The organism is Nocardia sp. NBC_01730 (assembly GCF_035920445.1).
Lineage (GTDB): Bacteria > Actinomycetota > Actinomycetes > Mycobacteriales > Mycobacteriaceae > Nocardia.
The window spans coordinates 6,701,133-6,713,227 of record NZ_CP109162.1 but is presented as its reverse complement, the minus strand read 5'-3'; the positions used below and the strand labels follow the sequence as shown (position 1 = coordinate 6,713,227).

General features: G+C 66.7%; 13 protein-coding genes and 1 pseudogene. 3 read left to right on the top strand and 11 right to left on the bottom strand.

Going from position 1 to position 12,095, the window contains the following annotated elements; genetic code table 11:
• Positions 1-181: 181 nt before the first annotated feature.
• Positions 182-799, top strand: a complete 618-nt coding sequence (locus OHB12_RS28385; RefSeq protein ID WP_327112357.1) for an ammonium transporter — start codon at positions 182-184, stop codon at positions 797-799.
• 102 nt (positions 800-901) lie between these two features.
• Here OHB12_RS28385 and OHB12_RS36465 read toward each other — a convergent pair whose 3' ends face one another.
• Both OHB12_RS36465 and OHB12_RS28380 read right to left on the bottom strand, forming a co-directional pair.
• The gene (locus OHB12_RS36465; protein ID WP_442800147.1) at positions 902-1,279 is read right to left on the bottom strand and encodes a zinc ribbon domain-containing protein; all 378 of its coding nucleotides are present in this window, start codon (positions 1,277-1,279) and stop codon (positions 902-904) included.
• Between the two features lie 15 nt (positions 1,280-1,294).
• Positions 1,295-2,323, bottom strand: coding sequence for an RNA-guided endonuclease TnpB family protein (locus OHB12_RS28380; RefSeq protein WP_327112355.1), 1,029 nt, complete (start codon positions 2,321-2,323; stop codon positions 1,295-1,297).
• A gap of 149 nt (positions 2,324-2,472) precedes the next feature.
• On the opposite strand from OHB12_RS28380, the gene OHB12_RS28375 reads away from it, so the two are divergent.
• Positions 2,473-3,117: a cysteine hydrolase family protein gene (locus OHB12_RS28375; protein ID WP_327112353.1), complete on the top strand. Its 645-nt coding sequence runs from the start codon at positions 2,473-2,475 to the stop codon at positions 3,115-3,117.
• A 61-nt stretch (positions 3,118-3,178) separates the two neighbouring features.
• Here the strand turns inward: OHB12_RS28375 and OHB12_RS28370 are convergent, their stop codons facing one another.
• From OHB12_RS28370 to OHB12_RS28350, 5 genes are read right to left on the bottom strand one after another with little or no spacing between them, the layout of a single operon-like run.
• Positions 3,179-3,355: an antitoxin gene (locus tag OHB12_RS28370; RefSeq protein ID WP_327112351.1), complete on the bottom strand. Its 177-nt coding sequence runs from the start codon at positions 3,353-3,355 to the stop codon at positions 3,179-3,181.
• Positions 3,356-3,398: 43 nt separating this feature from the next.
• Positions 3,399-5,765 carry an ATP-dependent DNA ligase gene (locus tag OHB12_RS28365; RefSeq protein WP_327112349.1) on the bottom strand — a complete coding sequence of 789 codons (2,367 nt, stop codon included), beginning with the start codon at positions 5,763-5,765 and terminating at the stop codon, positions 3,399-3,401.
• Between the two features lie 47 nt (positions 5,766-5,812).
• Positions 5,813-6,028, bottom strand: coding sequence for an antitoxin (locus tag OHB12_RS28360; RefSeq protein ID WP_327112347.1), 216 nt, complete (start codon positions 6,026-6,028; stop codon positions 5,813-5,815).
• Positions 6,029-6,067: 39 nt separating this feature from the next.
• Positions 6,068-7,210 carry an MBL fold metallo-hydrolase gene (locus tag OHB12_RS28355; protein WP_442800146.1) on the bottom strand — a complete coding sequence of 381 codons (1,143 nt, stop codon included), beginning with the start codon at positions 7,208-7,210 and terminating at the stop codon, positions 6,068-6,070.
• A complete protein-coding gene (locus tag OHB12_RS28350) occupies positions 7,210-7,938 on the bottom strand; it encodes an enoyl-CoA hydratase (RefSeq protein WP_327112343.1) in 729 nt (242 codons plus the stop codon). The genes OHB12_RS28355 and OHB12_RS28350 overlap by 1 nt, the downstream gene beginning before the upstream one ends.
• 75 nt (positions 7,939-8,013) lie before the next feature.
• Here OHB12_RS28350 and OHB12_RS28345 point away from each other — a divergent pair.
• Positions 8,014-8,225, top strand: a pseudogene (locus OHB12_RS28345) (pyridine nucleotide-disulfide oxidoreductase); the annotation flags it as partial.
• A gap of 152 nt (positions 8,226-8,377) precedes the next feature.
• Here the strand turns inward: OHB12_RS28345 and OHB12_RS28340 are convergent.
• From OHB12_RS28340 to OHB12_RS28325, 4 genes are all read right to left on the bottom strand, one after another.
• On the bottom strand, positions 8,378-9,235 hold the full coding sequence (locus tag OHB12_RS28340; RefSeq protein WP_327112341.1) for an aldo/keto reductase: 858 nt from the start codon (positions 9,233-9,235) through the stop codon (positions 8,378-8,380).
• Between the two features lie 206 nt (positions 9,236-9,441).
• On the bottom strand, positions 9,442-11,082 hold the full coding sequence (locus OHB12_RS28335; protein WP_327112339.1) for a carboxyl transferase domain-containing protein: 1,641 nt from the start codon (positions 11,080-11,082) through the stop codon (positions 9,442-9,444).
• A 51-nt stretch (positions 11,083-11,133) separates the two neighbouring features.
• Positions 11,134-11,736 (bottom strand): GTP-binding protein, encoded by a 603-nt coding sequence (locus tag OHB12_RS28330; protein WP_327112337.1) that lies wholly within the window; start codon positions 11,734-11,736, stop codon positions 11,134-11,136.
• Positions 11,717-12,091 (bottom strand): DUF742 domain-containing protein, encoded by a 375-nt coding sequence (locus OHB12_RS28325; RefSeq protein WP_327112335.1) that lies wholly within the window; start codon positions 12,089-12,091, stop codon positions 11,717-11,719. The genes OHB12_RS28330 and OHB12_RS28325 overlap by 20 nt, the downstream gene beginning before the upstream one ends.
• Between the last annotated feature and the right edge of the window lie 4 nt (positions 12,092-12,095).

Genomic DNA, 12,095 nt, shown 5'->3' with positions numbered 1-12,095 from the left:
TCAATTCGCTGCCTAAACCTTTCAGCCACAGTACAGTTACACATCGGGAGCTGTCTTCTTGATCACATCACAGCTGTACACGCTTGCGGGGGAAAGAATTTCGGCGCGCGCGGCGTTCTCTAGTGCTTAGAACCTGATGAGATTGGAACCGGAAATGATTGTCCATAGAATCGCAGCGGCTGTGGTACCACTCGTCGCCACGCTGACGGTGGGCGCGGGCACCACCCACGCGGAACCAGCCGCGACCCCTGTCCCGAACATCGAGTACGAGACCCAGTTGATCGGCGAGAAGATCGTCACGACCCTCACCGGGGGCACGTTCTCAGTGTCCGGCGGTTCGGTCGACGTCAAGGATGAAGCCGGAAACGCAGTGGTCACAATGCCGCTGGCCTTCCGGCAGGACGGGCTCGAGTTCCCACTGCCTTATGCAGTGCAGGACGCAGGCCGGGTGCTGGAGCTAACCGCAGTCAGGGATGCCGCGCACGCTCGCCCAGCCGCCACACCAGTCGCTTCCCCGTACGAGAACCAGCTAGCTCAGCAAGCCTTCTTGACTCAGTTCGGCATTGCCACCGCCATCGGTGGGTTCATCGGCACTGCCATTGGAGCGGCTGCCGGACTGATCGGGATCCTCGGTGGTCCGTTAGGTATCGGCACAGTGCTTACCGGTGCCGCGATCGGGGCCGCCATCGGCACCCTGGTTGCCGGTGGCCCCACCTTGATCGTCGCCGGTATCGACCTGATCAATACCCTCAACGCCCCGCCGGGAACCACCAAGTGGATGGAGACCACCGGCCGCTAGAACGACCGCCGGGCTGTCCTCTCGGCTACAGTGGTGCGAAATACAGCGTGTCTCCCAACCGGTGAGGGTCGGTAGACACCGTCCTTCTCGGACGTCCTCGACTCACGCCGATACGGCGTGGGTGTTGGTTCCCGCGTCGTTCGGGCCGGTTTCACCCACACGCGTGTGTGGGCCAGTGCCTTCCCGTCGGCGGGCGTTGATGACCGGGGCTCGCGCTTCGGGCTCCCGGACCTGGGATACATGGTGTTGTTCGCCCCAGGTGGCGAGGTTGACCGCGGCATTGTGATCGCGGTCGAGATGGTGTCCATTGCCGCACTGAAAAACCCGGTCGGCCAGTGTCAGCTCACGGTTTCGGGCGCCGCAGCGGGAACAGAGCTGGCTGGACGGATACCAGCGATCAGCGAGGGTGACTGTGCCGCCGCGCCAAGCCTGCTTGTAGAAGACCTGGCGGGCGAATTCAGCCCACCCGGCGTCGCTGATCGCCCGCGCCAGGTGTCAGTTGCGCAGCATCCCGGCGGTATTCAGGTCTTCCAGGACGAGCCGGTCGTGGGTTTTGACCAGCTTGTTGGAGGCCTGATGCAGGAAATGGTGGCGAATGTTGCGGACGCGTGCGTGGTGGCGACCCAACCGGGCGGTTGCCTGTCGTCTGTTGCTGGAGCCCTTGTGTTTCCGTGACACCGCCTTCGCGAGGCGGCGTTGCTTGCGCATCCCGGCCGCCAACGCTTTCGGCGGATCAGTGATTCGGGCGAGCTCGTGCCCGTCGCCGGTCGCGGCGACCAGGAACGCCGACAACCCGCGATCGACCCCCACCCAGCCACCATGGTCCCCATCCCCGCGGGATGGGTGACACAGGCCGGGGTGCAGGTCGGCAGCTTCCACATTCAACGTGACACGCCACCGTCCGGCCCGCTGGGAGAGTGTGGCGAACAGGATCTGCGCCCGACCGGTCGCCAGCATCCGCCGAATGCGGCGTGTGTCGTCCTGCACCCGCACCGTCCCGATTCCCGGCAGGGTCACCGATCGTGGACAGTTGTTGTCACCCACCCGGATCGCTGGACGACGGCCCCGAGAATGCTTGTTACGCAACCGGAACGATCGAGATGCTGCGGTCTTCTTCTTGAACCGAGGAAACCCGACCCGACAGCCCTTGCGGGTACCGCGACGCGAGTCCGCCCAGCCCGCCAGCGCCCGCCCACAATCGATGGCCGCTTCCTCGAACACCTGCTGACACACCTGATCACGCCACACCAAACCGGTCACCACCACCGTGGCGGTGCCGTCGGTATCGACGGCGAAGACCCGCCCGGCATCCTGGGACTTCTTCCACCGGTTGAAATGGTTGATCAGATCGAACCCCGACCACGGCACCGACACTGTCGGATCGGCCTGACGGGCAGTCAACGCCGACTTCACCGCGAACAAGCACTCATTGAACGCGAACCGCGCCGCCCCGGCATGTCGCGACAGCACCATCCGCTGCTCGACCGTCGGGTCCAAGCAGAACCGGAATGATTTGTGCCGCACCACATCAACAGCATCACACCAGCCACCGACAACAACGGCCCACACCGACCCCACCGAACAAATTAAGGTGAGATACACCTAGCGCAACCCGATCGCCGCAAGTTCCGCGCCGTCGGCGACCAGAACGCAACGAAGAGGAGTGGCCGAACATGCGGCATGGCAACGGATTGGACATCCCAGAAGGACTCGCCGATGTGTGCGCGCCGGACCGACTGGCAGTGATCGTCTACGACATGCAGGTCGGCGTGCTCAGCCAGCTGCCGGACGGCCCGGAGATCATCGAGCGGGTGGTGCGGGTGGTGGACGCGGCGCGGGCGGGCGGTTACCCCGTGGTCTTCCTGCGCCACTTCTTCCTGCCCGAGCGCCTCAGCGGAACGTTCGCGCTGCGCATGGCCATGAGCTGGCAGCAGGTGGATTCGGTGGACAAGGTGCGCTTCATCCTGCAACGCGACACCCCGGCCTTCGAGCTGGTTCCCGAACTGCGGCCGCGCGAGGGCGAGGTGGTGTTCGACAAGACGTCGATGTCCGCGTTCGAGGGCACCCCGCTGGCTTCGATGCTGCGCGACCTGCGCGTCGGCGCGTACGCGATCGCGGGCGTCGCACTGGAGATCGGAATCGCCCCCACCGTCACGCACTCCACCGACCTCGGTTTTGTTCCGGTAGTGATCAGCGATGCCTGCGGTGGCCGAGACAAAGAGGCGATGGCGCGCGCCTACGACGACTTCGAATTCCAAGGCCACACGCTGGTCACGGACATCGCCACCATCACACCACTGCTCGCGGGCACCAACTGACGAAGCAGCGGGGACATGGCGGTACGGCCGGAATCGGGCCCGCGCCATGTCCCGTTCGGCGTCACTCCTTGCGCAGGGCCTTCTTGGCCGCTTCCTGGGCGGAGTCGACCTGGCTGACGAATTTGCCGTCGGTCTTCTTGTCGACGAGGTCGCCCGCCTTGTCGATGACCGCGTCCACCTTGTCCGCGTTCTTCTGGGCAAGGTCGATCGCCTTGTTGGCGAGGTTCTTGAAATCCACCGTGCACTCCTCGTTCTCGCGCTGGTACCGCCGCGAACTCACCCTACCCAGCACCACCGCTTCTGGACGGGCGCCGAGACGCGGAGCGACCGCGCTCAGTCCGAGCCGCCAGCCATGCCGGATGCCACAGCCGACCGGTTTCGGTCCAGTTCATGAACCGCACCGTGCCACCGAGCTTCGGCGTCACCCACACCGCCTCCTTACGCTCCTCGGCGGTGAGATCGTTGTCGAACGGGCAGGTCTCGCGTTCCAGCTTGCTCAGCCGTTCGGCCAGATCCCGCATGTCCGGCTCGGTGAACCCGGTGCCGACCCGCCCGACGTAGTACAGCCGCCCCTCATGCGGAATGCCCATGAGCAGCGACTTGAAGTTCCTGGCCTCGCTGCGCCGCCAACCACCGATCAGCACGTCCTGAGTGCGCCAGTTACGCTGCTTCACCCACGAATGCCCGCGCTTGCCCGGCAGATACACCGAGTCCTTGCGTTTCGCGACCACGCCCTCCAGCCCGTGTTCCTGGCTGTAGCGCACCGCGTCGGCGCCCGAACCGTCCAGCCGCGGCGGCACCAGCAGCGACGGGGCGTTCGCCGCCAGCGCCTCCAGTACCCGGCGGCGGTCCGCGTACCGTTTGCGGACCAGGGAGGTTCCGTCCAGGTAGAGGACGTCGAAGGCGACGAACACGGCCCGCGCCGCATCGGCCTGCAACAACCCGAGGGTGGCGACGCCGTGATCGTCGAATACCACCGCCTCGCCGTCCAAGACCACGCTGTGCCCGGCCAGTTCCCGCGCAAGCTTCCGTATCCCCGGGTAGCGATCGGTTACCACGTTCCCGGCCCGGCTGCGCACGGTGAACGCGCCGGAGTCGATCTCGGCGATCAGCCGGAACCCGTCCCACTTCGTCTCGAAACACCACTCGTCGGCGTCGAGGTCGGCGACGGCGCCGGGAGTAGCCAGCATCGGCGCGAAGCCGCGCGGGAACGGCGACGCCCCGCTCGACGGGCGGATGATTCGACCGGCAGACGCCTCGGGTTCAGCACCTGAACCGTGCCTCGCGTCGTCCGGCCCCGCACCGTCCTGCTCACGCATGAGGTGCATCAGCCACTGGTTGCCATTGGTCTGGATCAGCGCGTACCGCCCGTTGAGCCGTCTGCCATGGAACTGGACGATCACCTCGTCGTCGCGCCACTTCTCGGTGTCGTAGGTGCCGGAATCCCAGATCGTCATCTCGCCCCCTCCGTACTCCCCCTTCGGGATGGCGCCGTGGAAATCCAGATACTCCAGCGGATGGTCCTCGGTGTGCACGGCGAGCCGGTTCTGGTGCGACGAGGTCGGCGGGCCTTTCGGTACCGCCCAGGAGACCAGCACCCCGCCGCGCTCCAGCCGCACGTCCCAATGCAGCCGCCGCGCATGATGCTCCTGCACGACGTACCGGTTGTTCTCCGCCGGCTCCGGCCGCTCGGCGGGAATCGGCTCGGGGGTGCGCGTCGGATCGCGCATCGACCGGTACTTCGCCAGCGCATCAGCGCCCGATTCCGCCGAGGCCGAGTCGAGCGGCGGGTCGAGCTCAGCCAGCAGATCACCGTCCGACCGGTGCCGAGCGAGCACTTCATCGAACCGCAAGTGCCGCAGCTTCTTCCGGTTCTCGATCTCCTTCCAGGTGCGTGGTGCCGCGACAGTGGGCTCCTGGCGCCCGCGCAGCGAGTAGGGAGCGATGGTGGTCTTTGCCGGGTTGTTCTGGCTCCAGTCCAGGAAGATCTTCCCGCCGCGCGCCGACTTCGCCATCGTCGCGGTGACCAGATCCGGGTGCAGCTTCTCGAGATTCGTGGCCACCTGCTTGGCCACCGTGGACGCGCCGCCAGGGCTCAGCTCCCGATCCAGCGGCACGTAGAGGTGAATTCCCTTGCTGCCACTGGTGACCGGGAACGTGCGCAGGCCGATCCCCTCGACCATGTCGCGTACCGCCAGCGCCACCCTGGCACATTCGGTAAGCCCGGTCCCCTGGCCTGGGTCGAGATCGAACACCAGCCTGGTCGCCGGACCCATTCGGTCTCCGTCGAAACGCCATTGCGGCACATGGACTTCCAGTGACGCCTGCTGACCGAGCCAAGCCAGCCCCGCCTCGGAATCGATCACCGGGTAGACGACCGAGCGGCCGGAATGCCGCATCGTGTGTCGCTCGAGCCAGGACGGCGCATGCGCCGCGAGATTCTTCTCGAAGAAAGGGGGCTCGTCGACTCCGTTGGGCCAGCGCTTCCTGGTCACCGGACGCCCCACGATATGCGGGAGCATGGCGGGTGCGATCGCCGAATAATAGGCGATGACTTCGCCTTTGGTCGTGCCGGTTGCCGGATACAGCACCTTGTCGAGGTTGCTCAGCTCAACCTCGATACCACCGAAATTCCGGCGGGACACCATATCCGCAGTGTAGAGGCGGAGACCGGCATTCGGCCCCCGCCACGACCTCAGGCCTGCGGCCCCTGCTGGCCGGACTGGTCGGGCGGGACCACCTTCTTGGCGGCCTCTTTGCCCTTCTCGATCTTGTCCGAGTACTTGCCGTGCGTCTTCTGGTCGATGAAGTCACCGGCCTTGTCGACCGCGTCGTTGATCTTGTCGGCGTTCTTGGCCGCCGCTTCCTTTCCCTTGCCGACCAGGCCCTTCAGAGTGTCCGCGAAACTCATCGCCGTCATTCCCTTCCTGTCGCCACTATCCGGAGTTATTCAACCAACATTCTCCCACCAGGAATCCCCTGGGGAGACACCCTGCGGATCCACACGCTGCCCCGGCATCGGCACGGCGACGGTGGTTCCTGCGGCCCGAGCGGCCGCCACCATCCGCTGCACCGGCTCGGACCACCCATGGAACGCTAGGTTGAATGTCGCCCAGTGGATGGGCACGAGCAGGCCGTGCCCGGGATCGCCGACACACAGGTCGGCGTGCGCCCGGACCGCCTCCTCCGGGTTCATGTGCACGTCCGGCCAACGCTCGTCGTATGCGCCGATCGGCAGCAGCGTCAGATCGAACGGACCGAGCGCCGCACCCGCCTCGGCAAAAGCCTTGGTGTATCCGGTGTCACCGCCGAAGTAGGCCCGCCGCGTCGGTCCGACGATCGACCACGACGCCCACAACGTGGTGTTACGGATCAGGCCGCGGCCTGAGAAGTGCCGTGCCTCGGTACAGGTCAGCACCAGATCAGCACCGTCCCGGCCACGACCCAGCGCGGAGAGCGATATCGAACCGCCCCAATCCAATTCGACGATCCGATCTTCCGGGACACCCCAGTGCCGCAGGTGCGCGCCGATGCCGATCGGGACGAGGAACAGCGCGCTCTGGCGCAGCACCAGTTCCCGGACCGTCTCTTTGTCCAGGTGGTCGTAGTGATCGTGCGAGATGATCACCGCGTCCACCGCGGGCAGCTCGGACAGCGGCTGCGGCACCGGGTGCATCCGCGCGGGTCCCACCATGGCCGAGGGCGAAACCCGATCGCTCCATACGGGATCGGTGAGAATCCGATAGCCGTCGACTTCGATCAGGGTGGTGGCGTGGCCGTACCAGGTGACGGCGAGGTCGGCCGCCTCGGGGGGTGCCTGCGGGGTCTGCAAGGGAATCGGCCCTGGCGGCCTGCCCATGTTGCGTTTGGTCAGGGCCGAGACCAGCAGGGAGGGAGCCGAACCCACGGCCAACTGGCTGCTGGGCTCGGTGTTGTGGAACTGGCGGTCGCGGTAGCTCGTCGCGCCCGCCGCGTACGGCTGGATCGCCGAGATCGAAGCGCCCATCGCGGAGGGGATACCCCACACCGCCCGGACCACCCAGGTGATGCCGAGCGCACCCGCGGCCACACCGGCGATACGTCGAAGGTCCATCATCGCCCCACAAACTTCGCCGCACGCTTTTCTTGCCTTGCCAGCCGACCCTCGCGGGCGTCCTCGCTCCTCCACGCCGCCTCCAGCGCCTCGCGCTGCTGCGCGTTCTCCGGGTCGCGGGTTCCGTCGTCGTTGAGCACCAGCTTCAAGTGGCGCAGCGACAGCGGCGCAAGCTCGGCGATCTGCTTCGCCCAGACCTGCGCGTCGGCGAGGGGGCCGATCCGGTTGGCGAACCCGAAGGCGTAGGCGTCCGCGGCCGACACCCGTTCCGCGCCGAGCAGGACGGTCCTGGCCGGACCACCACCGATCAGCGAGACCAGCCTGCGCACGGTCCAGGGGTTCACCGTGATGCCCAGCCTGGCGGCCGGGATCGCGAGGTAGGCATCGGGCGCGAGCACCCGCAGATCCGAGGCCAGCGCCAGCTGCACACCCGCACCGACCGCACCGCCGTTGATCGCCGAAATCACCGGGATCGGCGCCGACTCGATCGTGTGCAGCATCTCCAGCAAGCCGGAGAGGAATTCGTCGGAGTCCATGCCGGACAGGTCGGCGCCCGCGCTGAAGATCGACCCGCGCCCGGTCAACACGATGACCCGAGCCTGGTCGGCGACGGCGGCAAGAACGGCTTCGCGCAGCAGCGTCACGAGTTCGCTGTCGAGCGCGTTACGGCGCTCCTCCCGTTGAAGTTCGATGGTGACCACGTCACCATCGCGGCTGACGCCGAGCATGCGACCTCCCCAACTGAACGGTCCTTCTGATTCCCTTCACTCTGCCACAGCCGACCGCCCATTCCGTGGTGGGCGATACGATCACCGGCTGCGCCTACAGACTTCGATATCCTGGTGATCAGCGCTGGTCAGGCGGGGCTGTCGGCCGGTTACCACCTCCAGCGTCTCGGGTTGCGTCCCGAGCGGGACTTTCGCATCCTGGACCATGCACCGGGCCCCGGCGCCTGGCAGTTCGGCTGGCCCTGGCCGACCCTGGCACGGTCAACCGGGTGCACGACTTGCCAGGCGGCTCGCCACACGGGTAGCCGCCGATCCTCGGATCCATCTGATCGGTTACGGGCCGTCGGCGAGCACCATCAGCGCCAGGGGCACGCGGCGGCGATCGAACTCGCCGACCACCTCGGGCCGCACTGACCGGCCGAACCGGCGACCGAATGGGTCAGTCCGACAATCCCATCGTGAACGTGTCCGGGTCCGGACCGATCCGTTCACCGCTGTCGAGCGCGTTGATCGCGTCCATCTGCTCCGGGGCGAGTTCGAAGCCGAACACGTCGAAGTTCTCCGCGATGCGCGAAGGTGTGACCGACTTCGGGATGACGATGTTGCCCAGCTGCAGGTGCCAGCGGATGATCACCTGAGCCGGGGTGCGATCGACCGCGGCGGCAACCGAGACAATAGTGCGGTCGTCGAGCAAGGTGCCTTGGCCGAGCGGACTCCACGCCTCGGTGGCGATCGCGTTCGCCGCGTGGAACTCCCGCAACTCGCGCTGGGCCAACCGGGGGTGCAGCTCGATCTGGTTCACCGCAGGGAACTCGCCGGTCTCGGCGATCACCCGCTGCAGGTTCTCGACCGTGAAGTTCGAGACGCCGATCGACTTGACCCGCCCCTGCGACTTCAGCGCCTGAAAGGCGCGGAACGTGTCGACGAACCGGCCGGCAGCGGCCACCGGCCAGTGGATGAGGTAGAGGTCGAGGTAGTCCAGGCCGAGCCGGTCGAGGCTGGCGTCGCAGGCGCGCAGCGCGGAGTCGTAGCCCTGCTCGGAGTTCCACAGCTTGGTCGTGACGTGGACCTCGTCACGAGGTACGCCGGACTCGCGGATCGCACGGCCGGTGCCCTCTTCGTTCCCATAGATCGCGGCGGTGTCGATGCTGCGGTAGCCCGCCTCGAGCGCGGCGGTGACGGCCGGGACGACACCCCCGGCAGGCACCTGGAACACGCCGAAGCCGAGTTGCGGGATCACGTTCCCGTCGCTCAGCACGATCGAGGGAACGGCGCTGGTCTCGCTTCTGAAGGTCACATTCCGACGGTAGAAGTGCGGCGGCGAACCGTCAATCACGCCATCGGGCGTGTTGGCTTACAGTTTGCTGGATGCACCCCAACGTCCTTACCAGCACGCGCCCGCCCGGCTCGGGTCCAAGAACGCCCTGATCACCGCACTCCCAGCCCTCTTGGGTGCGAGTCTTATGAGCCCGTTCGCGGCGCCGCAGGCGCTGCAAAGCACGGTCAGTCCGCCACTCCGGGCAGCCCCAGCCTCCGGTAGCGCGCCTTCCGCGCCGCGAGCAACTCCGGTTCGGATCGGGCACGCAGGCTCGCGAGTTCGCCTGCGACCGCGGCGACCATCCGTCGCGCGAAGTCCACGGGCTCGTCGGCGGCATCCGGATACTCGGGCACGATTCGGTCGACCACACCGTCGGCGAGCAGATCGGCGGCGCTGATCCGTTGGGCCGCAGCGAGTTCCGCCGCGTGGCCGGTATCGCGGAACACGATGGCGCTGGCGCCCTCCGGCGGCAGCGGAGCAAGCCAACCATGCGTGGCGGCCAGTACCCGGTCGGCGGGCAACAGGGCCAGCGCGCCCCCGCCGGTGCCCTGACCGAGCAGCACCGAGATGGTCGGCGTATCCAAGGTCACCAGGTCCGCGATGCAGCGTGCGATTTCGGGTGCGAGGCCACGCTCCTCGGCCTCCTTCGACAGTGCCGCGCCCACCGTGTCGATGACGAGCACAAGGGGAAGCCGCAGCTCCTGGGCAAGCGCCATACTGCGCCGCGCCTCGCGCAGCGCCGCCGGGCCCATGGTGTTCTCGCCCTGCTGCCCGCGCCGATCATGGCCGAACACCACGCATGGCTGACCCCGAAATCGCCCGAGCGCGTGTGCAACGGTGCGATCCGACTCCCCTTGCCCGGTGCCGCTGAGCGGAACCCGTTGTGTCACATGACGCAACAGGTCACGGATGCCCGGGCGTTCCGGGCGGCGCGAGATCAGGACCGACTGCCACGCAGGACCGCCCTCGGACGGGAGCGACGCGCCACCACTACGATTCTGTTCCGGCACGGGGGTTTTCGAATGGCCGTCTGGGCGTCTCGCCGCGTCGGACAGCTGTAGCGCGGCGTCGTGTGTCGCTTCTTGTCGAGACTCCGAGGCAATCGGGTCGCGATCCTGTGTTGTGTCAGGTTGAGCAGCAGCGGAAGCCGACAGGTTGACGCCGCTGAACACGCTCAGAGCGCGATGGGCTATGCGGCGGAATACCGAGATCGGGAGGACTCCGTCGATGACGCCGCGGCGGTAGAGGTTCTCCGCGGTCTGCACGCCTTCCGGGAAGGGCCTGCCGTAGAGGGCCTGATAGACCCGGGGACCGAGAAATCCGATGAGGGCGCCCGGTTCGGCAAAGGTGACGTGCCCCAGCGAACCCCACGAGGCGAAGACACCACCCACCGTCGGGTTGCGCAGGTAAACCAGATACGGATACCCGGCGGACTTGTGCGCCGCGACCGCACCCGCGATCTTCACCATCTGCACGAAGGCCACGGTGCCCTCCTGCATCCGGGTTCCGCCGGAGGTCGGCGAAGCGACCACCGGCAGGCCGAGTTCGGTGGCACGCTCGACCGCCGCGACGATCCGCTCCGCCGCGGCAACCCCGATCGAACCCGCCAAGAACCCGAATTCACAGGCAATCACGGCCACGCGGCGACCACGCAGCAACCCCTCCCCGGTGAGTACCGACTCATCGGTGCCGGCCGCTACCGCCGCATTCCACAGCGCATCGCGATACCGCGGAGTCGCAGCCACCGTCACCGGTGGCCGGTCCCAACTGACGAACGATTCCGTGTCGAGCAGTTGCTCGAGCAGCTCCCGCGCCGAAATACGCACCGGGCGAGCCTATCCGGCCGAACCCGATGCGCCGGGGTGCCGCGCGAGCACTCAGTAGCCCTGCATCACCTTGCGCAGCGCGTACTCGGTGAGCGTGACCAGCGCATGCTTGGCGGGCTCGCGACGCCGGGCATCGATGGACAGAATCGGCACATCAGCGGGCACGGCCAGTGCCTGCCGAATGTCCTCGATCGGATACCGCGGTGCGTCGTCGAATTCGTTGAGCGCCACCAGGAAAGGTAGACCGCGCGCTTCGAAGTAGTCGACCGCCGCGAAGCTGTCCTCCAGCCTGCGAGTGTCGACCAGCACCACGGCGCCGATGGCGCCGCGGATCAGGTCATCCCACATGAACCAGAAGCGGTACTGGCCCGGCGTACCGAAGAGGTACAACACCAGATCGTCGGCGAGACTGATGCGGCCGAAATCCATCGCCACCGTGGTGGTCGACTTCATCGGAATGCCGGTCAGGTTGTCGATACCGGCACTGGCATTGGTCACCAATGCCTCGGTGCGCAGCGGAACGATCTCCGAGACAGCACCGACCAACGTGGTCTTGCCGACACCGAAGCCACCCGCGACCACGATCTTCGCCGAGGTCGGCTTGCTGGTACGGGTGTCGACCTGCGCCGTCGAATTAAATACGCCGGAGTCCACTGAGAACCCTTTCGATCAGCTCGCGACGTTCATCGTCGCTGGAATCGTCTTTCAAAGTTGCCGAAACGCGCACGTGCCCGGCCTCGATCAGGTCGGCCACGAGCACGCGGGCCACCCCGATGGGGATACCCAGTCGGGCTGCTACCTCGGCAACGGACGGCGATTCTCTGCACAACTCCACGATTGACGTCTCGATGTTGCTCAGTTCGAACTGCCGCTCCAGGGCGACCGGATGCGATGCGACAAGGGCCTCCAACGCCAACTCGACCGCGGGCCTGGTGCGGCCTGCGGTCAGCGAGTATGGCCGTACGAGGCTCGGCTCGACGCTCCTCATGCGGTGATCTTCTATGTCCATCCCA

Excerpts from the sequence above, each read along its gene's own strand:
- OHB12_RS28360 (WP_327112347.1), bottom strand. The coding sequence starts at position 6,028 with ATGAGTTTCGCGGACACTCTGAAGGGCCTGGTCGGCAAGGGAAAGGAA.
- OHB12_RS28355 (WP_442800146.1), bottom strand. The coding sequence starts at position 7,210 with ATGGACCTTCGACGTATCGCCGGTGTGGCCGCGGGTGCGCTCGGCATC.
- OHB12_RS28375 (WP_327112353.1), top strand. The coding sequence starts at position 2,473 with ATGCGGCATGGCAACGGATTGGACATCCCAGAAGGACTCGCCGATGTG.
- OHB12_RS28350 (WP_327112343.1), bottom strand. The coding sequence starts at position 7,938 with ATGCTCGGCGTCAGCCGCGATGGTGACGTGGTCACCATCGAACTTCAA.
- OHB12_RS28365 (WP_327112349.1), bottom strand. The coding sequence starts at position 5,765 with ATGGTGTCCCGCCGGAATTTCGGTGGTATCGAGGTTGAGCTGAGCAAC.
- OHB12_RS28325 (WP_327112335.1), bottom strand. The coding sequence starts at position 12,091 with ATGGACATAGAAGATCACCGCATGAGGAGCGTCGAGCCGAGCCTCGTA.